Annotated in this window: 27 protein-coding genes; 9 read left to right on the forward strand and 18 right to left on the reverse strand. The window is 60.6% G+C overall.

Features of this window, described 5'->3' with window-relative positions; translation table 11 throughout:
- Positions 1 to 125: 125 nt before the first annotated feature.
- Positions 126 to 1,058, forward strand: a complete 933-nt coding sequence (locus Q4B98_RS08115; protein WP_303196776.1) for a tyrosine recombinase XerC — start codon at positions 126 to 128, stop codon at positions 1,056 to 1,058.
- Here Q4B98_RS08115 and Q4B98_RS08120 read toward each other — a convergent pair.
- Positions 1,043 to 1,768, reverse strand: a complete 726-nt coding sequence (locus Q4B98_RS08120) for a M23 family metallopeptidase (RefSeq protein ID WP_303196648.1) — start codon at positions 1,766 to 1,768, stop codon at positions 1,043 to 1,045. The two genes, Q4B98_RS08115 and Q4B98_RS08120, sit on opposite strands and share 16 nt — an antisense overlap.
- Before the next feature lie 148 nt (positions 1,769 to 1,916).
- Between Q4B98_RS08120 and Q4B98_RS08125 the strand changes: the two genes are divergently transcribed.
- Complete coding sequence (locus Q4B98_RS08125; protein ID WP_303196649.1) at positions 1,917 to 3,029, forward strand: beta-propeller fold lactonase family protein; 1,113 nt, start codon at positions 1,917 to 1,919, stop codon at positions 3,027 to 3,029.
- A 54-nt stretch (positions 3,030 to 3,083) separates the two neighbouring features.
- The gene (def, locus tag Q4B98_RS08130) at positions 3,084 to 3,686 is read left to right on the forward strand and encodes a peptide deformylase (protein ID WP_303196650.1); all 603 of its coding nucleotides are present in this window, start codon (positions 3,084 to 3,086) and stop codon (positions 3,684 to 3,686) included.
- Here def and Q4B98_RS08135 read toward each other — a convergent pair.
- Entirely contained in the window at positions 3,670 to 4,509 is an 840-nt protein-coding gene (locus Q4B98_RS08135; RefSeq protein WP_303196651.1) for an RNA methyltransferase, read from the reverse strand. The genes def and Q4B98_RS08135 overlap by 17 nt on opposite strands.
- Before the next feature lie 32 nt (positions 4,510 to 4,541).
- Between Q4B98_RS08135 and Q4B98_RS08140 the strand changes: the two genes are divergently transcribed.
- Positions 4,542 to 5,534 carry a bile acid:sodium symporter family protein gene (locus Q4B98_RS08140; RefSeq protein WP_303196652.1) on the forward strand — a complete coding sequence of 331 codons (993 nt, stop codon included), beginning with the start codon at positions 4,542 to 4,544 and terminating at the stop codon, positions 5,532 to 5,534.
- Positions 5,535 to 5,645: 111 nt separating this feature from the next.
- Here the strand turns inward: Q4B98_RS08140 and Q4B98_RS08145 are convergent, their stop codons facing one another.
- From Q4B98_RS08145 to Q4B98_RS08155, 3 genes are all read right to left on the reverse strand, one after another.
- Complete coding sequence (locus tag Q4B98_RS08145) at positions 5,646 to 6,878, reverse strand: SPFH domain-containing protein (protein WP_303196653.1); 1,233 nt, start codon at positions 6,876 to 6,878, stop codon at positions 5,646 to 5,648.
- An 84-nt stretch (positions 6,879 to 6,962) separates the two neighbouring features.
- Entirely contained in the window at positions 6,963 to 7,430 is a 468-nt protein-coding gene (locus tag Q4B98_RS08150) for an NfeD family protein (protein ID WP_303196654.1), read from the reverse strand.
- Positions 7,431 to 7,460: 30 nt separating this feature from the next.
- Entirely contained in the window at positions 7,461 to 8,246 is a 786-nt protein-coding gene (locus Q4B98_RS08155; protein ID WP_303196655.1) for an ABC transporter ATP-binding protein, read from the reverse strand.
- Positions 8,247 to 8,360: 114 nt separating this feature from the next.
- Here Q4B98_RS08155 and Q4B98_RS08160 point away from each other — a divergent pair, with 114 nt between their 5' ends.
- Positions 8,361 to 9,101: a hypothetical protein gene (locus tag Q4B98_RS08160; protein ID WP_303196656.1), complete on the forward strand. Its 741-nt coding sequence runs from the start codon at positions 8,361 to 8,363 to the stop codon at positions 9,099 to 9,101.
- Between the two features lie 18 nt (positions 9,102 to 9,119).
- Here the strand turns inward: Q4B98_RS08160 and fabI are convergent, their stop codons facing one another.
- Together fabI and Q4B98_RS08170 are read right to left on the reverse strand one after the other, a co-directional pair.
- On the reverse strand, positions 9,120 to 9,893 hold the full coding sequence (gene fabI / locus Q4B98_RS08165) for an enoyl-ACP reductase FabI (RefSeq protein WP_303196657.1): 774 nt from the start codon (positions 9,891 to 9,893) through the stop codon (positions 9,120 to 9,122).
- Positions 9,894 to 9,934: 41 nt separating this feature from the next.
- Positions 9,935 to 10,654: a beta-ketoacyl-ACP reductase gene (locus Q4B98_RS08170; protein WP_303196658.1), complete on the reverse strand. Its 720-nt coding sequence runs from the start codon at positions 10,652 to 10,654 to the stop codon at positions 9,935 to 9,937.
- Positions 10,655 to 10,790: 136 nt separating this feature from the next.
- Here Q4B98_RS08170 and Q4B98_RS08175 point away from each other — a divergent pair, with 136 nt between their 5' ends.
- The 3 genes from Q4B98_RS08175 (at position 10,791) to Q4B98_RS08185 (ending at position 12,807) form a co-directional block, all read left to right on the forward strand.
- Positions 10,791 to 11,078 (forward strand): DUF3099 domain-containing protein, encoded by a 288-nt coding sequence (locus tag Q4B98_RS08175; protein WP_368492335.1) that lies wholly within the window; start codon positions 10,791 to 10,793, stop codon positions 11,076 to 11,078.
- 62 nt (positions 11,079 to 11,140) lie between these two features.
- Positions 11,141 to 11,971: an SURF1 family protein gene (locus tag Q4B98_RS08180; protein ID WP_303196660.1), complete on the forward strand. Its 831-nt coding sequence runs from the start codon at positions 11,141 to 11,143 to the stop codon at positions 11,969 to 11,971.
- Between the two features lie 8 nt (positions 11,972 to 11,979).
- Positions 11,980 to 12,807, forward strand: a complete 828-nt coding sequence (locus Q4B98_RS08185; protein ID WP_368492330.1) for a methyltransferase domain-containing protein — start codon at positions 11,980 to 11,982, stop codon at positions 12,805 to 12,807.
- A gap of 29 nt (positions 12,808 to 12,836) precedes the next feature.
- On the opposite strand, the gene Q4B98_RS08190 is transcribed toward Q4B98_RS08185, so the two are convergent.
- The 3 genes from Q4B98_RS08190 to Q4B98_RS08200 all read right to left on the reverse strand — a co-directional run bounded on the left by Q4B98_RS08190 (position 12,837) and on the right by Q4B98_RS08200 (position 15,583).
- Positions 12,837 to 13,361: a helix-turn-helix domain-containing protein gene (locus Q4B98_RS08190; RefSeq protein WP_303196661.1), complete on the reverse strand. Its 525-nt coding sequence runs from the start codon at positions 13,359 to 13,361 to the stop codon at positions 12,837 to 12,839.
- Positions 13,362 to 13,429: 68 nt separating this feature from the next.
- Positions 13,430 to 15,028 (reverse strand): ribosomal protection-like ABC-F family protein, encoded by a 1,599-nt coding sequence (gene abc-f, locus Q4B98_RS08195; RefSeq protein ID WP_303196662.1) that lies wholly within the window; start codon positions 15,026 to 15,028, stop codon positions 13,430 to 13,432.
- Positions 15,029 to 15,082: 54 nt separating this feature from the next.
- Positions 15,083 to 15,583, reverse strand: a complete 501-nt coding sequence (locus tag Q4B98_RS08200; RefSeq protein ID WP_303196663.1) for a GNAT family N-acetyltransferase — start codon at positions 15,581 to 15,583, stop codon at positions 15,083 to 15,085.
- A 27-nt stretch (positions 15,584 to 15,610) separates the two neighbouring features.
- On the opposite strand from Q4B98_RS08200, the gene Q4B98_RS08205 reads away from it, so the two are divergent.
- The gene (locus Q4B98_RS08205; protein ID WP_303196664.1) at positions 15,611 to 15,961 is read left to right on the forward strand and encodes a hypothetical protein; all 351 of its coding nucleotides are present in this window, start codon (positions 15,611 to 15,613) and stop codon (positions 15,959 to 15,961) included.
- A 206-nt stretch (positions 15,962 to 16,167) separates the two neighbouring features.
- Here Q4B98_RS08205 and Q4B98_RS08210 read toward each other — a convergent pair whose 3' ends face one another.
- The 8 genes from Q4B98_RS08210 to Q4B98_RS08245 form a co-directional block, all read right to left on the reverse strand.
- Entirely contained in the window at positions 16,168 to 16,524 is a 357-nt protein-coding gene (locus tag Q4B98_RS08210) for a metal-sulfur cluster assembly factor (protein ID WP_303196665.1), read from the reverse strand.
- The gene (gene sufU / locus Q4B98_RS08215) at positions 16,524 to 17,027 is read right to left on the reverse strand and encodes a Fe-S cluster assembly sulfur transfer protein SufU (RefSeq protein ID WP_303196668.1); all 504 of its coding nucleotides are present in this window, start codon (positions 17,025 to 17,027) and stop codon (positions 16,524 to 16,526) included. The genes Q4B98_RS08210 and sufU overlap by 1 nt, the downstream gene beginning before the upstream one ends.
- Positions 17,024 to 18,265 (reverse strand): aminotransferase class V-fold PLP-dependent enzyme, encoded by a 1,242-nt coding sequence (locus tag Q4B98_RS08220; protein ID WP_303196670.1) that lies wholly within the window; start codon positions 18,263 to 18,265, stop codon positions 17,024 to 17,026. The genes sufU and Q4B98_RS08220 overlap by 4 nt, the downstream gene beginning before the upstream one ends.
- A gap of 2 nt (positions 18,266 to 18,267) precedes the next feature.
- On the reverse strand, positions 18,268 to 19,029 hold the full coding sequence (sufC, locus tag Q4B98_RS08225) for a Fe-S cluster assembly ATPase SufC (protein WP_303196672.1): 762 nt from the start codon (positions 19,027 to 19,029) through the stop codon (positions 18,268 to 18,270).
- A gap of 6 nt (positions 19,030 to 19,035) precedes the next feature.
- Positions 19,036 to 19,359: a non-heme iron oxygenase ferredoxin subunit gene (locus Q4B98_RS08230; RefSeq protein WP_303196675.1), complete on the reverse strand. Its 324-nt coding sequence runs from the start codon at positions 19,357 to 19,359 to the stop codon at positions 19,036 to 19,038.
- Positions 19,359 to 20,456, reverse strand: coding sequence for a Fe-S cluster assembly protein SufD (gene sufD / locus Q4B98_RS08235; protein ID WP_303196779.1), 1,098 nt, complete (start codon positions 20,454 to 20,456; stop codon positions 19,359 to 19,361). Before sufD ends, Q4B98_RS08230 begins: the two co-directional genes overlap by 1 nt.
- Before the next feature lie 160 nt (positions 20,457 to 20,616).
- Positions 20,617 to 22,065 (reverse strand): Fe-S cluster assembly protein SufB, encoded by a 1,449-nt coding sequence (sufB, locus tag Q4B98_RS08240; protein WP_303196676.1) that lies wholly within the window; start codon positions 22,063 to 22,065, stop codon positions 20,617 to 20,619.
- Positions 22,062 to 22,826 carry a metalloregulator ArsR/SmtB family transcription factor gene (locus Q4B98_RS08245; RefSeq protein WP_303196677.1) on the reverse strand — a complete coding sequence of 255 codons (765 nt, stop codon included), beginning with the start codon at positions 22,824 to 22,826 and terminating at the stop codon, positions 22,062 to 22,064. The genes sufB and Q4B98_RS08245 overlap by 4 nt, the downstream gene beginning before the upstream one ends.
- Positions 22,827 to 22,873 lie beyond the last annotated feature (47 nt).

Raw genomic sequence — 22,873 nt, forward strand, 5'->3', positions numbered from 1 at the left:
GAGGTCCGGCCACGACATACCTAACGTCACACCGCGTGTTGAACCTCGCACCCTCATCCCCTCGGTCCACAGTAGAAGGGATGACTGATCGTTCTGAGTCTGCAAATAGTCACGCCCCGCGTTGGATGCCACCCCATCACGTCTCCGGGCTATCGATGTCGCTCTCGGTGCCTGTCGAGGACTTCTGCGACCATCTAGCCGCACTGGACCGCTCCCCCAACACCATTCGCGGCTATCGGGCCGACCTCGTCGACCTCATGGAGCACGTTCACGACCATGGCGTCGACTCCATCGGAACCATCGATACGCGACGAGTGCGGGCATGGCTGGCCGATACCCGGCTCGCTGGCGCGACACCTGCCACCATGCAGCGCCGGTGGTCCGCAGCCCGGGTCTTCTTTCGGTGGGCAGTCATCGAAGGATTCGTCGACACCGACCCGACAGCCGGACTGTCGTCAGCCAAGGTTCCAAAACGACTGCCTGCCACCCTCGGCGTCGAGCAGGCCCGTCATATCCTCGACGATGCCGTCGCCCAGGCCCACAGGGATGAATCACCCCAAGGGGCACGCGACGCTGCCATCCTCGAGGTGCTCTATGGCGGCGGACTGCGCGTCGGCGAACTGTGCGGCTTGGACATGGGGGATGTCGACCGCTCCCGCCAGACGGTCCGGGTGACTGGCAAGGGAAATAAACAACGCACCGTGCCCATGGGCCAACCCGCACTTCGTGCTATCGACGAATGGGTGGACCGTCGCCACGAATGGGTTACTCCAGTATCCGGGCAGGCGCTCTTCTTGGGTACCCGTGGTGGTCGTATCGACCAGCGAGTGGTCAGACGCATTGTCCACACCCATCTACAAGCCGAGCCGGATTCCCCCGATCTTGGCCCCCACGGATTGCGTCACGCCATGGCCACCCATCTCCTGGAGGGCGGAGCCGACCTGCGCACTGTCCAAGACATACTCGGCCATGAATCCCTGGCAACCACACAGATCTATACCCACGTGTCCACCGAAAGGTTGCGGAAGGCCTTTCGTCAGGCTCATCCGAGAGCGTGATCGCTGCGAGCCACGGCCCGAGTCACCTGATCGTCGATGAGGGCCTCAGCGTCACGGCCAGCTCCCACCCACGGCGGCATCAACGTTCCGGTGGACCCCACCTGACGTTTTGCACCCGGCAGGTCCACCGGATGGTGAACACCGCGCCTCCCTGCCGCACGTGCTCGTCCTTCTGAGGGCAACAGACGAACCGTCGTCTCCAACAAGCTCATCGGATTGCGATACTCGTTTCCTTTCTTCAGACCCCAGTGCAAACAGGTTTGGGTACACGGCGGCCCCGTCCCAACCAGCCCAATGACCTGATGGGGGACGACCACGTCCCCTACGCCCACAACGGGAATGACCGGCATATGGGTGGTTCGCCAGCCGTCAGGCAACATGATGCTCACCACACCGGCACCGGCGACTTGGCCAGCAAAAACTACGACTCCTGCGGTGACAGACCTCACGGGCTCACCCGGCAATGCCGCGAACTCGACCCCTCGGCTACCAGGCAACCACGGCTTAGCGGGCGGATCGAAATCCTTGACCACCGGGCCAGATACCGGCGGACGACTCTGCTCCGGCACACCACGATCGCCCGTCAGCCGCGCATGTGATGACAGAGTGTCGGCGAGCGGCACCGCAAAACTGCGAGTCGGAGCTGGCAGGACAAGCAAGCAGGTTCCGACAACGATGATTAACACACTGATAAAGACAGATCTCCTCACACCTTCAGTTATCGTCTGGACCTCTGAAATCGGTCACGATTTTTCTGGCTTGTGGATAACCCCCTGACATTGGACGTCACTGGTTGTGGATAACCCGTTCCGAATCATCTCGCCTTGCGAAACACTCGCCTTGAGTAGGCTGGCAATCATGGCCGTTACCCCTGTTCTTGCCTGTCATCGCACCACGGAAGCCTCAGCTGGCGGAATCACCGCGTGGCAGGTGACAGAGGATTCTGACGGACTACACACCGATGTCGTCGGCAGCTGCCACCTTGGAAATGCGTCATGGATGACACCGCTATACAACGTGATCGCGGTTCTGTGCGCACGTGACAACACCTTGTTTATCGTCCATCCCGGACACCAGTTCGAGGTCGTCGGAACCGTGAAGCTGGAAGGCCAGTGGCCCTGTCATGGGGCCGTTGATCCCACTGGTCGGGTCATGGCCATTGCCGATTATGCTTCCGGCGACGTCGAGTTCGTCGACCTATCAGACCTGGCTCGCCCCAAAGTCCGACACGTCCTGCATCTCGGTACGGACTACGTCTTCCCCGGCCCGGTGGCAAAGCGTCAGGAAAGCTCTCATGCCCACCAAGTGACGTGGCTGGATCGCGCCCACCTTGCCGTGACCGATCTGGGGGCCGACCGCGTCTGTTTCCTGCGCTGGAGTGAGGCCGGCTCAGAGGTCATCGACTCCCTTAAAACGCCAGCCGGCATGGGCCCCCGCCACCTCACCCTCACCGAAGACGGTCGCAAGCAGATCCTGACCGTCGCCGGGGAATTGTCCGGCACGGTGTGCACTTGGTCGCGTTCCACTGGACAAGAAACCTGGGCCCGAGACTGGCGATTCGTGGCCGAAACGCCCTCGTCGCGCCGGTCGACGGTTCTCACCTCGGGAGGTCGTCACTCCCAAGCCCCTGTGCAGCCATCTGCAATCGTGTCCTCCCCACATGGCCACCACTTCGTCGCTAACCGCTTGGTGGGAAGTATCGGGGTGTTGGAAGGCCGATTCGGACACCTCGAGTTAGTTGACGAATTCGACACCACCGGGGCAAATCCGCGCGACATCACAGTCACCACTCAGAACGGCACCCGAGTCTGGGCTGCTCTGCCTGAAGAAGGCCACATTGCGGTCCATCGGCACCAGGATCAAACCGGGGAGGATCACACCGATGAGGACAAAACTGGCGAATGGCAGGTTGAGACCATTATTAACCAGCCAGGAGCTATGAGAGTGCTCGTTGGCCCGACGATCGGGTGAGCACGGGCACCTTTCGTGAGACAATCGACATTCATCAACCTCAGGAGATCAGCTATGCGCAAGCACACCCCCAATGAAGACCCCCGTTGGGAAGACCTGTTCAAAGGTGGGTCCCTGCGCCGGGTCACCCGGTGGGGGGAACCTGTTCTCCACGCTCGAACCCGTCCGGTCACCACGTTCGATGACGACTTGACGACGCTTATTCGTGACATGTTCACCACCATGGACGCCGCCGACGGCGTGGGCCTTGCCGCCACCCAGGTCGGAATTGACCTCTCCCTTTTCGTCTACGTCTGCCCAGACGCCAACAACGTGGTCCACCATGGCGCTTTCTGTAACCCGGTCGTCACCCTGCCAGAAGGACGCGATCGTCACCTCGAGGCCGCTGATGAAGGCTGCTTGTCGTGGCCCGGCGGATTCCAATCGCTGGCTCGACCCGACCTGGCCACCTGCACCGGCCAGGACCCCTGGGGTAATGACATCACGGTCACCGGCACCGGCTTCTTCGCCCGCTGTCTGCAACACGAGACTGACCACTGCAACGGGATCGTCTTCGGCGATCGGCTCTCCAAGCGCGCTCGCCGCAAGCTCGACGAGCAACACGACAAGGTGGCCCATCTCTACGCCGACGACTGGCCGCTCACGCCGAAGGGCTGATCCGGGAAGGCGCGCATTCTCGCAACTCATAACAGGCCACTGCTGCTGCGGCCGCCACGTTGAGCGAATCGACTCCCCCTGCCATCGGAATGCGGACCACGACATCGGCCTGACTGATCCAGTGGGCTGACAGGCCCGCCCCCTCGGTCCCCATGAGCAGCGCCACCTTGCGTGGGTTGACTCGCAGGTCTGCGGAAAACTCGTCCAAGGTGACCGAATCGTCGCTCAGAGCCATCGCAGCCACAGTGAACCCGTGGTCACGCAGGTCTTCCAGACCACTCGACCAGTCCGCAAGCCTGGCCCAGGGTATCTGGAAGACCGTGCCCATCGACGTCTTGATGGCTCGGCGGTATAGCGGATCAGCCGCGCGAGGGGCCAGCAGTACGCCATCCCACCCAATGCCCGCAGCACATCTAATGATCGCGCCGACATTGGTGTGGTCGACGATGTCCTCACACACCACCAGACGACGGGCAGCCATGAGGTCGGCGGCACTCCAGCGGATTTGACGACACATTGACGCGAGGGCGCCACGATGAACATGGAACCCGGTCACCTGCTCAGCCAAGGCTTCGGAGACGACATAGACCTCCACGTCGAGGTCATCGAAAAGGTCGTGCAGACCGTCGATCCAGCGAGGAGCCAGCAGAAAAGATCGTGGCGGGTACCCTGCCTCACAAGCTCGCCGAATTACCTTGGCCCCCTCCGCGATGAACAGCCCTTGGTCAGCTTCCAACGACTTACGCAGATTGACGTCACGCAAGCTGACGTAATCGGCCAGGCGCGGGTCGGTCGGATCGTCGATGTCTATGAACCTTGCCACCGCTCCAACCTACCGGTGGCTATCGTGAACAGGTGAGTTCCGCCAAATCACGCCGCAAACTGCCCATCGACGGATTCGTCATGGCTATCGTCGTGACGGCCATCATCGGGTCGGTCTTTCCCGCCACCGGGGCTGCTGCACCCATCGCCGCTCATGGGGTGACCGTCCTCATCTTCATTCTGTTCTTTCTTTACGGCGCCCGGCTGGAACCTCGGGAGACCCTCGACGGCCTGAAAAACTGGAGATTGCAAGGGGCCATCTTGGCCTCCACCTTCATCATCTTCCCGACCATCGGGCTGGCGATGAAGGCCCTTGTGCCGTGGGCCATTCCCGAGACCCTTTACGTGGGAATGCTATGGATTTGCCTGGTGCCCTCGACGGTGCAGTCGTCGATCAACTTCACCTCAATTGCCCATGGCAATGTGGCAGGGGCAATTGTTGCGGCCACGACTTCCAATCTGCTGGGAACCTTCCTGACGCCGATACTCGCATTGTTGCTGATGTCGACCAGTGGCGGTCTCACAATTGAACCGTCGAGCTTCCTCGACGTCATTGTGCAGTTATTGCTCCCCTTCGCGCTTGGTCAGCTGTCACGTCGCTGGACCGCCGATTTCGTGCAAAAACACCGCAAACCGCTGAAGTTTGTCGACCAGGGCTCGATCATTCTCGTCGTCTACTCGGCCTTCTCCGAGGGAATGCGGGAACACATGTGGTCCCTGGCCTCCCCGACGTCGATGATCGTTCTGACCATCATCTGCTTGACCTTGTTGTTCTTCATGCTCTGGCTAACTTGGACCGGCTCAGGATGGCTCGGATTCAACCGTGATGACCGCATCGCCATCCAGTTCTGCGGTACCAAAAAATCGTTGGCCACGGGTCTGCCAATGGCGACGGTGCTCTTCGCCGGTCAGCCGGTCGGCCTCATCGTTCTGCCCCTCATGATCTTCCACCTCACCCAACTCATTGCCTGCGGTGCGTTAGCTGGCCGCTATGGCCGTCAGTGGGAGGCCTCCCAACCCTCGTGACGAGAGTTTCCTCAACAACCTCAGTACACAACAGCGGAGCCGAGACCCCTCAGGTCCCGGCTCCGCTGTGTCAGATCACTCGACTACTGCGAAGTCCTAGCTGCGGTCCCGCTAATCAGTCGTCTGATCGCCCGGCTTGTCGGCCTGCGGAGCACTCACCTGTCCCTGGCTGGTGATTGCCGATTCGTACTCGGACGGGGCTTCGACCTGGGCATGAGCCGGAGCCTGGGTCCCGGTCACCTGACCACGATCCTTGTGACGTTTACCGGCCACACCCGGATTTTCCAGTTTGGCTGCCTCCTGAATCGCCTGCTGAACAGTGGCCTCGGAAGCTTCCTTCTCTTCGGCCTTCTGAGCCTGGATCTCGGCGAAGACGTCAACCTTCTCCGGTGCGCTGAACTGATTCGGGTCAGCGACCGAGAATCCACCGTTGTCAGAATGCTGCGACCCGCCACCGGCCAGAGAACCCAGGCCCTTGAGGGCCTCGTTGAGTTCGGAGGGCACAACCCACACCTTGTTGGAGTCTCCACGGGCCAAGGTCGGCAACATCTGCATGTACTGGTAGGCCAGCAGACCTTGATCGGGCTGGCCGGCATGGATGGCATTGAAAACCGTCGTAATGGCCTGGGCCTCACCTTCGGCCCGCAACATCTGGGCCTGACGATCAGCCTGGGCGCGCAGCACGGCGGCCTCGCGATCGCCCTGGGCGCGCAGAATTGCCGACTCCCGATCGCCACCAGCCGACAGAATCTGGGATTGACGCTCGCCTTCGGCCAATAGAATGGCAGCTCGCTTGTCACGCTCGGCACGAGCGCCTTTCTCCATCGCGTCACGGATGGTGGGCGGCGGCTCGATAGCACGTAGCTCAACGCGGTTGACCTTAATGCCCCACTTGCCGGTAGCCTCGTCCAGAACCGCACGAAGCTTCTGGTTGATCTCCTCGCGGCTGGTGAGGGCGGCCTCCATGTCCATGCCACCGATGATATTTCGCAGCGTCGTCATGGTGAGCTGCTCAATGGCTGTCTTGTACGACTGTGCCTCGTAGGCGGCGCGCTCGGGGTCAACGATCTGGAAGTAGATCACTGAGTCGATGTTGACCATCAGGTTATCCTCGGTGATGACTCCCTGCGGCGGGAACGGAACAACCTGCTCACGCATATCGAGGTTGTACTGCACGCGGTCGATAATGGGAATGACCACGTGGGGACCAGGGGCGAGACGCCGGTTAAACTTTCCGAGCCGTTCGACCAAACCGATCTTCTGCTGGTGGATGATCTTGACGCTCGAAGCCAGGACTACGACGAGCAGCGCAATTATCACCACAACCACGATGGACTGGGACATGGATACTCCTGCGAGAGATTTCGGGCCGTGCCGGTCATTGCCCGACACCGCCTACATCATCCCATATGACAGCCTACATCCGCATCACGGCCCGAGACTCTTGAAAACCGGATAAACCACGAGGGTCGTGCCGTCCACCTCAAAAACCTCGATCTTCTCGCCGGAGGCAATCGTCATCCCCGGCTCGACAGCCCGTGCTGACCACTCCTCGCCGTTCACCTTGGCCTGCCCGTGACCATCAGTGATCTCACTGGTAGCAACCCCATTAGAGCCGACCAGTTTGTCCAAGGATGACCGGTATCCGGGAGCCTCCCTCACTCGTCGCAACAGGGTAGGACGCAGCACAGCCAACATGAGAATGGCGACCACGACGGCAACAATCGCTTGAACCAGAATCATGCCAGGTAGGAAGGCAGCCGTGATAGCACCAGCAGCGGCCCCGCCAGCGAGCATCAGCAGGGTGAAATCACCGGTGAGAATTTCAGCACAGGCCAACACTGCAGAACCGATCAACCAGCCCAGCCAGGGCCAGTCCTCGAAAAGCTCGATCACGGCACTCTCCCGTCCTCAGGTATTCATCAGTCAGTGGGCAGCGCGAGCATTCCACCGGCCATCGACGTGGCTGATGGTCAGCGGCATTCCGAAGGCACCCGAGAGAACCTCGGAGGTCAACGTCTGCTCGACCGGACCAGCGGCGACAATATGGCCATCAGCCATAATCAGGGCGTGAGTGACCCCTGCCGGAACCTCTTCCAGGTGATGGGTGACGAGAACAGACGCTGGGGCGTCAGGATCAGTGAAGATGGACGAGAGCACGTCCACCAGCTGCTCACGACCAGCCAAATCGAGGCCTGCGGCGGGTTCATCAAGCAGTAGCAGTTCCGGATCAGTCATGAGTGCGCGGGCGATCTCGACACGTTTACGCTCCCCCTCGCTGAGGGTTCCCCAGGTGCGATCGGCCATGCTGACCAGGCCCATGCGCTCGAGCAGCGCGTCAGCACGAGCAAGGTCCTGGGCGTCATAGTTTTCCTGCCACTGTCCGACGACTGCCCAGGCAGCCGAGACGACGATATTGCCAACCTTCTCATGAGCCGGAATGCGATGGGCCAAGGCGGAAGAGGCCATGCCAATGCGCGGACGCAGCTCGAAGACATCGACGGCACCGAGAATCTCATCGAGAATTTCGACCAGTCCCACGGTGGGATGAAGCTGAGCTCCCAAGACCTGCAGAAGGGTGGTCTTTCCCGCCCCATTGGGGCCAACCAGCACCCAACGCTGGCCTTCCTCGACGTCGAGGTCGACGTTGTCGAGGATCCAGCGATCCCCACGTCGGACTCCCACGCCTGCCAACTGCGCCACTGCACTCATGAAGATGAACTTACCGTGTAGCGGCGACATACCAGGCCGGGCGCGGCGAGGTTGGCGTGGCGTTACGGGAAACTATGGTCTCCGACGCCATCTCAGCACGTCTAGTCTGGGCAAGTGCTCCAGATCTGCTGCCGTCTCACCTGCCTGCTCAACGACCTGTGCGCCGGTCGCACCACGGCTCCTCACGCTGAGGCTGAACTGTTGAGAATGGCCGCTGCCCACCATGTCCATGACCCTGAAGAGATTCTCGGGCTGTCTGAGCACGATCCGCTGGCCTCGGTTCCGATTCGGATGGCTTTGGCTCGAATCTCCCACGTCCTCCACAACTCCCCGGTGCTGTGGGGACTCTTGCTGCCCGCCCCCGGCCAACTCGCTGGGCTACGAGGCCCGGTGCCGGTCAACCACGCTGCCATTGACGCTGGGGCCATCATCATTTGTCACCAGGGCTGCGCCACCTTACCGGCCGGGACTGCGTGGATCCCTCAACCTGTCGGTTCTGCCATGCAGTGGACGATCGTGCGTGCAGCAGCTCCGCTGCCCCCTCCCACAGCAGCTGACACCACAGTGTTACTACGTTCGGCCATCACGGCCACAGCCTCCCAGCTCAGCGATCTCGGCGTGGTTGCTGGGGAACGTCCCGAGGTTGTCGCACCTCATCTGACTGGTCACCGTCGCTCCGACCAGAAACTCCTCGACTCAGCATGGACCGCGTTGGTGGCATGTGACGCCGGATTGGAGTCGACCCATCAGATGATTACTGCCTACAGCGCTCATACCAGGGAAGCGGCGCTGCGCCAGTTGCGCAACGCCGCTTCCCAAGCAATCACGGCAGCCACCTCGTGGCCCCTGACCTGACCCAGGCTCTGACCAAAATCAGGCTCCGGTCGACCCCACCCCCCCATCGACGTGAATCATCTCGCCAGTGGTGGCAGGGAACCAGTCAGACAGCAGGGCAACGATTCCCTTGGCGGCCGGGGTGGCGTCCTTGGTGTCCCAGCCGAGCGGCGCACGCTCTCCCCACACGTTGTTGAAGGCGTCGGCACCTGGAATGGCCGTCTTGGCCATGGTGTCAAGCGGGCCAGCTGAGACGAGGTTGCAGCGAACCCCCTTCGGGCCCATGTACCGGGCCAGGTATCGGTTGGCCGACTCCAGCCCGGCCTTAGCGACGCCCATCCAGTCGTAAAAGGGCCACGAAACTGTGGCGTCAAAGGTCAGACCGACGACCGAAGCATGCTCGGCGAGTATCCCGTCAAGGGCAGTGACGAGGGAAACGTAGGAGTAGGTGGACGTGTGAACCGCCACCGAGACGTCGTCCCACCCCGTCTCGAGGAACTTGCCGCCCAGGGCCGTCTTCGGGTTGGCGAAGGCGATGGCGTGGACAACGCCGTCAAGGTTCTCCACCCCAAGGTCACGAATTTGCTGGGGCAAAGCAGCAAGTTGATCGGCGGCGGTGACATCAAGCTCCAGCACCTGCGGCACCGGATCAAGCTTGCGCACAGCGCGGCGGGTGACTCCGATCGCCCGTGGCAGATTGGAGACGATGACCCGCGCACCCTGCTCCTGGGCGATCTGGGCCACCTTAAATGCGATGGAAGTGTGCATCGTCACACCCGTGACGAGGATGGTGCGTCCGTCAAGAAGTCCCATGGTGATGTCTCTCCGATCGATGTGGATAGATATATATCGTCTCAGTGCCCCATACCGAGTCCACCATCAACGGGGATCACGGCACCGGAGATGTAGCCGGCGGAATCCGAAACCAGAAATCGGACGACAGCGGCGACGTCATCAACCGTTCCCAGCCGCTTAGCTGGGATACGTTCCAGATATCCCTCAACAACCTGCTCAGACAGTTCGTCGGTCATATCGGTAGAGATGAAACCGGGAGCGACGAGATTGCAGGTGATACCTCGCGACCCGAGCTCGCGGGTCACGGACCGGGCGATACCGATCATGCCAGCCTTCGAGGCGGCGTAATTGACCTGACCGGGGGAACCGAGCAGGCCGACCACCGACGAGGTGAGAACGATACGTCCGAACCGGACTCGGGTCATCGCCCTGACAGCACGGCGAATGACGCGGTAGGCACCAGTGAGGTTGGTGTCGATGACGTCGGCGAAGTCTTCCTCCTTCATGCGAGCGAGAAGGCCGTCGCGAGTAATTCCAGCATTAGCGACGAGTACCTCGACGGGACCCAATTCATGTTCCACCTGGCTGAAAGCTGCGTCGACCGAATCTGCGTCCGTGACGTCGCAGGCAACCGGTAACACTCCCTCGGGTGCGGTGGCCGAGCGACTTGTGGCGGCTACTCGGTAGCCCTGCGCGTGCAGATCCGCAGCAATCGCAGCACCGATACCGCGTGATCCACCGGTGACAAGGGCAACGCGGCCCGGGATATCTGAACTCATGTCATGAACCTATCGCAAGGTCTCGCCAAGAGCATGGAGGGGTTCGACCTTCTCGGTCTCGCAGACCTAGGCTGGTCGGGTGAGTGGCGCAGCGCGGGTTCGGTGGCACCGGAGACACCATGATTCCCGGCACTCGATTACGTCAGCTAAGAGATCTGCCAGCGAAGATCTGGAGATGCGTCAGCGACGGTACCTGTGGTCAATGCTGGTACGCACGTTATGTTTCATCGGCCTTGTTATTACCCCTAGCCCTTGGAGGTGGACCTTCCTGCTGGGAGCGGCTGTCATCCCTGCTATCGCCGTCGTGCTCGGTAACGCGGCGGATCGACGCACCGCCGACGCCCCGCCTTCCCAGCAGGATCAGCACGATCGCAAGGAGCTCAGCCCGACCGTGACGATTCACGGAGAGGTCGACGACGACTGAGAGCGAAGGCCTCGGGCCAGCCAGCAGCCAGTGTTGCGGCAAAACCAACTAGGCTCGAGGATGTGAAGAAGTTGTGGGTGCGATGGGTGGCTCTAGCCGTCCTCGTCATTGTGCTGGGCTTGGTGATGGTCCGGCTCGGTGAATGGCAACTACACCGATTATCAGGCCGTCGCGAGGCTAATGAGATCATCCGTACCAACCAGAGCAAGCCTCCGGTCGAGTGGTCGACTCTCATGGGTGAGCACCCGGTGACATCACAGCAGCAGTGGCGGCCCGTGACCATTACTGGCACATTCGACACGGCTCACGAGATTCAGGTGCGCTATCGCAGTAATGGCGACGATAAAGGCTCCGAAATTGTTACTCCCATCGTCACCAACGATGGCCAGCACGTTCTCGTCGATCGCGGTTTCCTGAAGCGATCGTCCAGCACCGGTGACGACCAGGCCTTGCCGCCAGCGCCGTCTGGGACCGTGACGGTGACTGGACGGGTCAAGGGTAATGAGCATGGAAAACCCACTGCGACTGACCCGGTGCAGGGCAAGGTTCGCCTCATCAACTCCGACGCTATCGGCAAAGCCCACGGCATTACTTACGTCAACGGTTACATCACGGCCACCTCGATGACCCCGGCCCAAAGCGGTCTGGTTCCCATGAGACTTCCAGAACTCGACGAAGGCCCCCACCTGTCCTATGCCATCCAATGGTTCTGCTTCACAGCCATCGCCGTGATCGGGCTGTTCGTACTCATTCGAGGCGACGTGAAGGACCGTCAGAAACGACGAGCCAAAGCAACCCGGTCCCCGACTCGCCGTGCAGCCAACGGGGACAAGACCCCCGATTCGGCAAACACATCGACGGACACATCGTCCGGGTCAGACGAGACGAGGTAGACCAACACGTGACTCCAACCCTCTGCCTGGCTTTACCGTGGCTGGTGTGTCCGACCTGTCAACGTCGTGGCCAGGAACGGACCATGGACCTCGATGGGCGCTCCCTGCGCTGCGAAGAAGGCCATTGTCTCGACATCGCCAAGCAAGGCTACGTGACGATGACGACCTCACTAGCCGGGGCGAATGCCGACACCCCCGCGATGGTCGCAGCCCGTCAGCGAGTACTCGACGCCGGTCTCTTCGGTGACCTTGACACTCGTCTAGCCGAGATTCTTGCCGATCGTGGGAACCTCGTCGAGGTTGGGGCTGGAACGGGACATCATTTGGCACAGGTGCTGCGAGCTCACGTGAATGCCACCGGTCTGGCCACCGATGTGTCGTCGGCTGCCATTCGCAAAGCGGCCAAGGCCCATCCTCGGATGGCGGCTGTCGTCGCCGACACCTGGGCCGGTCTGCCGATTCGCACTGGCTGTATGGATGCCGTACTGTGCGTTTTCGCTCCGCGCAACCGCGACGAGTTCGCACGCATTTTGCGTCCTGACGGCCGCCTCGTTGTCGTTACCCCGCTACCCGATCATCTGCACCAACTTCGCGAACTGGCCGGAATGATCGGTATCCAACCGCACAAGCACCAGGAACTTGTGGCCGGGTTGACGTCGCGATTCAACGTCATCGACGTTCAGCAGATCCGCGTAGTGGTCAATCTCGATGGACCTACAGCCTCAGATGTCATCGCGATGGGCCCCAGTGCCCACCACGTCCACGACACTCATGTCAATGTCAATGCTGTGGACGTCACCTCAGCGGTGGAGATCACGACGCTGGCTCCTCGGTAATCCCATTACGAGGGTGCGAGAAGATCCGCTCAGAACTGACGATGCTCGGCTGCATGTTGGGCCTCATTCAGGCGACGGCGAGCTTTGCGCACTTTACGATCGGCTTTTTCAGCCTTCGCCCGACGCTTGGTGAGGGTCGCCTTGGCCTCCTTACGCCGGGACTTCCCTGCCCCCTTGCGACGCAGTTTGCGCAACGCCTTTTCAGCCTTGCGCGCCTTGCGATCGGCCTTCTCAGCGCGAGCGACGGCGGTTTCGACGGCCAGCCGCAGAGCTTCAACATCGGGTTGGTCGTCTGTCTGTTGCGCTGTTGACTTGCCCGCCGGTGTCGTGACGGTGCCGCGCTCAGCTTTGGTCTCAGGAGATGCCGGATCAGCGCCACCTCGAGGACGGAACTCCACCCCAGCTTCCCGCAGGAGCTTCTGCACCAGCCCGTAGGACCGTCCGGACTCGCGTGCCAAGGACCTAATGGATGCACCTTGGCTGTAGCGGCCAGCTAATTCCTTGGCCATCGCTTGCCGGGCCTCCCCGACCAGTCTGGGCGCACGTGTGACCATCAGCCCTCCTTGACAACGTCTCGTGCGCTTTCATGCTACGGCATGGCAAGACCGTTAGGACGGCAATATCAAGCCAGACTGATGAGTTCGGCGTAGTCAGCGCTCCACATATCCTCAGTGCCGTCGGGCAGCACAAGCACTCGATCCGGGTCGAGGGCGTGGACAGCACCTTCGTCGTGAGTGACGAGAACGATCGCCCCGCCGAACTGGCCGATGGCGTCAAGGACCTGTTGCCGACTGGCCGGGTCAAGGTTGTTAGTTGGCTCATCGAGCAACAGCACGTTCGCCGACGAGACGACCAGGGTTGCCAGCGCTAAACGGGTCTTTTCTCCACCGGAAAGCACCCCGGCAGGTTTGTATACATCGTCACCAGTAAAGAGGAAGGAGCCCAATACCTTACGCATCTCGGTCTCGTTGAGATCGGCCGCTGCGCTGGCCATGTTTTCCAACACGGTGCGATCCATATCGAGTAGGTCATGTTCCTGAGCGAAATAGCCTAGTTTGAGTCCGTGCCCGGCGATCACCTCGCCAGTGTCGGGGGTCTCCAACCCGGCCAGAATCCGCAGCAGGGTTGTCTTACCAGCACCATTGAGTCCCAGGACAACGACTTGAGAACCTCGGTCGATGGCCAGATCAACCCCGGTAAAGACCTCCAAGGAGCCGTAGGTCTTGGTGAGGTTGCGGGCCATCAAGGGCGTCTTGCCGCAGGGGGCGGGATCGGGGAACCGGATGGCAGCCACCTTGTCGACGGCTCTCTCCCCCTCAATTCCGGCAAGCAGCTTCTCAGCACGCTTGGCCATCTGCTGGGCTGCAACAGCTTTGGTCGCCTTGGCATGAAGCTTGTCGGCCTGAGCCTGCAGGGCGGCTGCCTTGCGCTCAGCGTTGATCCTCTCCTTGTGACGACGTTTTTCGTCGGCAGCCCGCTGCTGGAGGTAGAGCTTCCACCCCATGGAATAGATATCCAGGGTGGCGCGATTGGCGTCCAGGTGAAAAACCTTGTTGACGGTAGCCTCCACCAACCCGGTGTCGTGGGAGATCATGAGAACGCCACCCGAGTAGGACTGCAGAAAGTTGCGCAGCCAGACGATGGAGTCGGCGTCCAAGTGGTTGGTTGGCTCGTCAAGAAGCAAAGTGTCGGCCCCGGAAAACAGGATCCGAGCCAGTTCGACTCGGCGACGCTGACCACCGGACAGATTCTTCAGCGGCTGGGAGAGTACGCGATCATCGAGGCCCAGGTTCGAGGCGATCCGGGCGGCCTCGGCAGAGGCTCCGTAGCCGCCGGCAGCGATGAGACGATCTTCGGCCTTGGAATACTTGTCCATCGCGACGGCCCGTTCCTCCTCAGAGCCGTGGGCCATCTGGTGCTCCAGAGTGCGCATCCGCTCCATCATGTGATCCAGACCTCTAGCCGAGAGGATCCGCGCCCGGGCGATAGTCTCCATGTCAGGATCGCGGGGGTCCTGAGGCAGATAGCCAAGTTCTCCGGTGCGCCTCACCGTTCCTGCAGCGGGCAGCCCCTCGCCAGCCAGGATGCGTGTCAGGGTCGTCTTGCCAGCACCATTTCGGCCCACCAAACCGATTTTGTCTCCAGGCGTCACCTGAAAACTCACCGGGTTCAGCAGGAGCCGAGCTCCAACCCGAACCTCCACATCTTTGACCTGCAGCACCGGCCCATCTTCCCCCGTTCTGCCGACGAGAACCAAATGGGGAACCGGTAAGAATCAGCGCGTCAAGGTCATCGGAACGTGGTCTATGCCAGCCTCAGTGAAGTGCGGCCCGGTGACGACGAAACCGAAAGCGCCATACCAGTTTTCCAGGTAGGACTGCGCGTGCAAGGTGATCTCCCTGCCGTCGGCGCGTGCAAGTTCAAGGGCCAACGTCATCATGCGCTGAGCAATATGGAGGCCGCGGTGATCGGCGTCCACGACGACCCTTCCAATGACAATGCGATCACCGTCGTCGAGGATGCGCAGAGTCCCAACCGGATGTCCGTCGACCGACGCCCACACCAGGACAGTGTTCGGTTCAAGTTCGCGTCCATCCAGATCCGGCTCAGTGCACTGTTGTTCCCCATTGAACACCAAGCTGCGCAGCCACAAGCATTTGTACAAGGTGGTGATGTCCATCCGCGTGGCGTGTTCGTGATGCAGGGTGATGGTGTCTCGCCCAGGATGTTCTTGGGTGCGGTTTGATTCATTTCCCCGTGTGAAAGGAGACATCATGCCTCATATCTTGACAGAATATGAGACATGAGCACGCCACGTCGAGCAGCACCAGAGGATGAGGACGATCTTGAAGATGTCGTTCGTTCATGGCGCCGATACCTGATTCTCGTCATCTGCGGCATCGTCGTTGCAGTGATTGGACTGGGCGTCTTCGGGTATCTCGCGTGGTGGTCCCTGTGCGATCAAGTCGTCGGCGTGTGCCGCCCTGGTGAACCCGTGACCTATTGGTATTCGGTGGCCGCTCTGGGCATCCTTGGCCTCATCATCGGCGTTCTGACACAGATCTGGTTGGAGAAACGATGGTGGCACCTGTTGGCCATCGTCATTCCGGTTGTCCTGATTGGGGCTGGCGTTATCTTCTGGTTTGCCGTCTGAGACGAGGTGTCCTAGTTTCCGAGACAGGTAGTGGTCCACAAGCGCGCGGGTACCTGGTCAGGCATAGTCCTTTATCCGAGGCTGGGTTTTCTGGCCCTTCCGCCTTGATGTAGACGTATCGGCAGTGTCTGCGTTATTGAACACGCATAGAAAAGGGTCCGAGTACCCGGAAATCCTGGACTCGGACCCTTAACTTATGTTCAATCTCAGACGTTGAACCCAATTGCTTGCAACTGGGCCCGACCATCGTCGGTAATACGCTCCAGACCCCACGGCGGCAGCCACACCCAGTTGATCGTCACCGACTTGACGATCCCCTCGAGCACCATCTGGGTGTCATATTCCAGGCGATCTGTCAGCGGGCAGGTGGGGCTGGTCAGCGTCATGTCGATGGTGACATTGCCCTCGTCATCAATATTGACCCCGTAGACGAGACCCAGATCAACGACATTGACCATGAGTTCGGGATCGATGACGTCTTTCATCGCCTCGATAACGTCGTCGACAGTCGGCATGGCATTCAACGTCACTTCCTGGGCGGGTACGGCGTTATCCTCGCTCATCAGCTCTCCTCCTTCGCGTCATTGTTATCCGCAGTCGTATCGTCATTGGCTGCGGCCTTCTCGGGAGAATCCTCGGTCACCTTCAGCAGGCCGTCTTCCAGGGCCGACCACCCAAGCATCGCGCACTTGACTCGCGCCATGAGCTTGGCGACCCCTTCGAAGGCGATCGCGTCCTCATAGGTGTCCTCGTCGAGCTTGACAGTCCCGCGAGAGCGCATCATCTCCTGAAAACCACGGTAGAGTTCTTGGGCCTCATCGATGGTCTTTCCAATGACGAGATCAGTCATAACCGAGGTCGACGCCTGCGAAATGGAGCAGCCCACCGCGTCATAGGAAACGTCAGTGATGACATCCCCATCCAAGTGAATCCGCAGCAGCAACTCATCGCCACAGGACGGGTTGACCTGACTCACCTCGGCGTCATAGCCCTCACGCAGACCACTGTGGTGTTTCTCCCGGTAATGGTCCAGGATGATCTGCTGGTACATCTCCTCGACGTTCATGCCACACCTCCGGCAAAGAAGCTCCGAGCGTACTCAACAGAATCGACGAGACGATCCACCTCGTCGTTGGTGGAGTACAGATATGACGACGCACGAAGGGACGACTGTATTCCCAGCCTCTCGTGTAACGGCCTGGCGCAGTGGTGACCGCCACGAACCGCGACACCATGACCGTCCATGAGACTCATGGCGTCGTGCGGATGTACCCCCTCAATGGTGAACGACACCGTGCCGGTACGAGCGGTGGCGTCGATCGGCCCAAGAATGCGCACACCTTTGACGGTCTGCAGGCCCTCCAGCATCCGGGCAGCGAGTTCGTGCTCGTGCTCAGCGATGGCCTCCATGCCGATGCCGTCCAGGTAGTCAGCGGCCACTCCAAGAGCAGCAAGTTGGGCAATCGGAGGGGTACCGGCCTCGAAGCGATGTGGGGGTTCGGCGTAGGTCGATCCTTCCATACGCACCACCTCAATCATCTCGCCGCCGCCCAGGAACGGCGGTAACTCGGCGAGCAGGTCATAACGTCCCCAGAGAATGCCAATACCCGTTGGACCGCACATCTTGTGGCCAGTAAAGGCCAGCAGGTCAGCTCCCAGAGTCGACACGTCGACTGGCATCTGCGGGACAGCCTGTGATGCGTCGACGACCATGACGGCACCAACAGCGTGGGCCTGTTCGGCAATCGTCGAAATCGGATTGATCGTACCCAGCACGTTGGAAGCCAGGGTCAAGGAAACAACCTTGGTGTGCTCATTGATGAGCCCCTCCGCCTCAGCCTTCTCGATGTCGAGACGACCATCGTCGGTGATGTCGAACCACCGCAGGGTAGCCCCAGTGCGCTGACAGGCAAGCTGCCACGGCACCAGATTGGAATGGTGCTCCATCACCGAGATGACAACCTCGTCGCCAGGTCCCAGACGCTCGCCCAGAGTGTATGCACACAGGTTGAGAGCCTCGGAGGCATTCGACAGAGCCACCACTTCCTCAGGGCGAGACGCTCCAAGGAACTGCGCAATACGCTCACGCCCACCTTCATATGCGCGGGTGGCTTCCAGCCCGAGCTTGTGCATAGCCCGGGCAACGTTGGCGTTGTGGTGGGCGTAGTGCTCGCTCAGGGCGTCAATGACGACCTGCGGTTTTTGTGAGGTGTTGGCCGAATCGAGGTAGGTCAGCGGGTACTCCCCCACCGTGGTGGTCAGAATGGGGAAATCTTTCCTAATCTTCTCAACGTCGTAACTCATAATCAGGCCTTGACGGCGGACACGTACTTCTCGTAGCCCTCAGCCTCGAGCTCCTCGCCCAACTCCGGACCACCAGTAGCTGCCACCCGACCATCGACATAGACGTGAACCTGGGTCGGCTTCACGTACCGCAGGATACGGGTGTAGTGAGTGATGAGCATGAGCCCGTGCTCCGGGTCGGTCATGTACCGGTTGACGGTGTTGGCGACGACCTTGAGGGCATCAATGTCAAGACCAGAGTCGGTCTCGTCGAGGATTGCGAGCTTTGGCCGGAGCAGCTCGAGCTGCGCCATCTCGGAGCGTTTCTTCTCGCCACCTGAGAATCCCTCGTTGACGGAACGTTCGGCAAAGTCGAGATCGAGCTCCTGGCGACTTAGTGCCTCGTTGACCTCCTTAACCCAGGTACGCAGTTTGGGAGCCTGGCCGTCAATGGCGGTGCGGGCAGTACGCAGGAAGTTCGCAACGGAAACGCCAGGCACCTCAACCGGATACTGCATCGACAAGAACAGACCGGCACGGGCGCGTTCATCGACGGTCATGGCCAGCAGGTCTTCACCGTCGAGGGTGACAGAACCACCGGTGACGGTGTACTTGGGGTGACCGGCCAGGGTGTAAGCCAGGGTCGATTTGCCCGAGCCGTTGGGTCCCATGATGGCGTGGACCTCTCCGGAGTTGATGGTCAGGTCGACTCCCTTGAGGATCTCCTTGGGACCTGCTTCGGTCTGGACGTCGACGTGAAGGTCATTGATCTGCAAGGTTGCCATGGTAATTCAGGACTCCTTCGTGGTGGGGTTGGCGACGTCGACGAGGACGTCATCGCCGTCGATGGTCACGGGATAGACGGGAAGCGGCTCGGTGGCCGGAAGGTTGCGTGGTTTACCGGTGCGAAGGTCGAAGACTGACCCATGCATGTAGCACTCAAGGCCACAGTTATCGACATCACCATCAGCCATCGGCACCTGGGCATGGGTGCAGAGGGCGCCGACGGCGTAAACCTCACCTTCGGTACGAACTAGGACGATCTCGGTACCGTCAACCTCGAACTCCTGCGGGGAGTTCTCCTTGAGCGCCGAGAGACTGGTGACGACGGACATCAGTCCTCCTCAGCCGGGGAAGCGCCGAGACTCTCGACAAGCTCGGCCTCGATACGCGCCACAAGCTCGTCGGAGATCTCGGGCACACCGATCTTGCGAACAATGTCAGTGAAGAAACCATGCACCACAAGACGACGAGCCTCAGCCTCCTCGACGCCACGCGACTGCAAGTAGAACAACTGCTCGGCATCGAATCGGCCGGTCGAAGCGGAGTGCCCGGCACCACGGATGTTGCCGGTCTGAATCTCCAGGTTCGGCACGGCGTCGGCGCGACACCCCTCGGTGAGCACGAGGTTCTTGTTCGACTCGTACGTCTCGATGTCCTCGGCGACCGGGCGGATGAGGACGTCACCAATCCACACTGAGTGAGCGTCTTTACCCTGCAGGCAGCCACGGAAGTCCACATGGGACTCCGTACTGGGTGCGTTGTGGTCGACAAACAGGCGGTGCTCGATGTGCTGACCGGCGTCGGCGAAGTACGCGCCCAGCTGGGTCAGGTTGCCGCCGGGGCCGTTGTAGGAGGCCGTCTGGGAGATACGCACGGCTTTGCCGCCAAAGCTGGCCTGGGCGGTGCGGATGGTAGCGTCGCGACCGATCTCGAAGGACACCTGGGCACCGTGAATGGCGGTGTCATCCCACTCCTGAACAAAGAGGACGGTCGCCTGGGCACCATCTCCGATACGAAAGGTCCAGTTCTCTCCGAGATGGGCTACGCCTCGGTGGCGCACAATCACGGTGGCTTGGGCGTGGTTGCCGATCTCGACGACCACATTGTGATGACAGGAGATCTGGTCGTTGTGGCCATTGATGGTGATCTCGACCGGAGCCTTCAGCTCAGCCTCGGCCGGGATGACCAGCCGACGGTTGACGGCGTGCGGGTCCGCTGCGGCGAGGGCGGAAAGACGATCCTGCGGGGTCTCTGCCAGGCTGGCGAGATCACTGGTGGCCAGGTCAGTAACGGTCATACCTTCGGCCCCTTTGATGTCGACGTCGATGACGCCGGCCTCCTGACTCGACTCGAGGTCAAGCTCGGAGAGAATCGGGGTAAAGGTCTTGATCGGGGTAAACCGCCAGATCTCCTCACGCCCGGTAGGCATGGGGTGGTCGGCGACCTCCCATGACGGGGTGGGGTGCAGATGGGATTCGACGTCGTTCTCGATGGCGACGTTGTGGCCCTTGTGGGGCGTGGCGACTGGTGCGCTCAACGCGATGTCTCTCTTTCTAGGAAAAGTAGGGTTCGTCAGGGGCGGGTCCGTATCAGCCGACCGCACCTTCCATCTGCAGCTCGATGAGCCGGTTAAGTTCCAGGGCGTATTCCATCGGAAGCTCCTTGGCGATTGGCTCCACGAATCCACGCACGATCATCCCCATGGCCTCCTCCTCGGTGAGACCACGCTGCATGAGGTAGAACAGCTGATCTTCGCTGACCTTGGAGACAGTGGCTTCGTGAGCCATGGACACCTCGTCGGTACGAATGTCGTTGTAGGGGTAGGTGTCCGAGCGGGAGATGTCGTCGACCAGCAGGGCGTCGCAGCGCACCGCCGAGGAGGAGTGGCGAGCGTCCTTGCCGACAGAGACCAGGCCGCGATAGGCCGAGCGCCCACCACCCTGGGAGATCGACTTGGAGACGATCGTCGACGACGTGTACGGGGCGTTGTGGATCATCTTGGCACCAGTGTCCTGGTGCTGGCCCTCGGCAGCGAAAGCGACCGAAAGAGCCTCGCCCTTGGCGTGCGGACCCATGAGATAGCAAGCCGGGTACTTCATGTTGGACTTGGAACCAATGTTGCCGTCAATCCACTCCATCGTGCCGCCTTCTTCGACGTATGCACGCTGGGTGACAAGGTTGTAGACGTTATTCGACCAGTTCTGAATGGTCGTGTACCGGCAACGGGCGTTCTTCTTGACGATAATCTCGACGACCGCCGCGTGCAGCGAATCCGACTTGTAGATCGGAGCGGTGCAGCCCTCGACGTAGTGAACGTAGGCACCTTCGTCGACGATAATCAGGGTCCGCTCAAATTGGCCGAGGTTCTCGGTATTCATGCGGAAGTAGGCCTGCAGCGGGATAGTGCAGTGGACTCCCTTGGGCACGTAAATGAAGGAGCCACCAGACCACACAGCCGAGTTCAACGCAGAGAACTTATTGTCACCAAGCGGGACGGCGCTGGCGAAATATTCACGGAAGAGTTCCGGCTGCTCCTTGAGGGCAGTATCGGTGTCGAGGAAGATCACTCCTTGCTTGCCGAGTTCCTCATTGATCTTGTGGTAGACAACTTCGGATTCGTACTGGGCAGCCACACCGGCAACCAGACGGTCCTTTTCAGCCTCCGGGATACCCAGCCGGTCGTAGGTGTTCTTGATGTCGGTTGGAAGATCTTCCCAGGACTGGGCCTGACGTTCCTGAGCTCGCACGAAGTACTTGATCTGGTCAAAATCGATCGTGCTGATGTCGACACCCCAGGTCGGCATCGGCTTGCGTTCAAAGAGCTTGAGGGCCTTGAGCCGCATATCAAGCATCCACTGCGGCTCATGTTTCATAGCTGAAATACCGCGCACGACATCCTCGGACAATCCGCGCTGGGACGCTGCGGCGTAGGCATCGGAATCGTGCCAACCGTATTTGTAGCCGCTGAGAGCAGCCAGGTGTTCGTCCTGACTAGCGCCGGTGCCCGGGAGGCTCGTGGAGGTGTCAACCTGGGTCATGAATGATCCTTTCGGATGGATAGACGCGTGGACGGCTCGGAAAGTGCCCGGCGGGTGATCTCGACGTCGATAGGAACGTGAGTAGTACACACCCCGTCCCCATGGGCGATCGTTGCCAGCCGCTGGACGTGCGACCCAAGAAGTTCAGAAAACAGCTGGGTCTCGGCCTCACACAGTTGCGGGAAGACCTTGGCTACCTCGGCCACCGGGCAGTTGTGCTGGCAGATCTGCTGCCCAGCACCTGCCGGCTGAATGGTGGCGACGTATCCGTCTGCAGACAAGGCCTCAGCGAGCAACTGGGCCGGGACTGCATCAGGATGTTGTTCCCGCAAAGCGCGGTAGCGCGACTCAATGTCGTCAACTCGGGCTTTGGCCACCGCGTTGAGAGCTGACGGTCCAACAGCGTCGGCCAGTTGCCGAAGAGCCGAAATCGCCAGATCGTCATATGCGGTGTAGTAACCGGCTCGCCCGTTATCAGTGAGGAAGAAGACGCGGGAGGGACGACCCCTGCCACGGGCTCCAAAAACCCTCTTCTCGCGAGAATCGACGAGGCCTTCGTTGACGAGCGAACTGAGATGACGGCGCACCGCCGCTGGCGTCAGACCGAGGCGCTCCGCCAGCTCACTGGCCGTCGACGGGCCATTGTGCAGGATCGACGACATCACACGCTCTCTGGTGGGGCTGTCTGTACTCCCCTGCTTGTGCTCGCCGACGACGTCGCGACCTTCAACGGCCACCTCGGTGTCGGTCGAATTTTTCACAACTCCATTGTTGCCTAATAGATACCCGGTGCAAGTAAGGATTACCT

It is taken from the genome of Cutibacterium sp., assembly GCF_030525615.1.
Lineage (GTDB): Bacteria > Actinomycetota > Actinomycetes > Propionibacteriales > Propionibacteriaceae > Cutibacterium.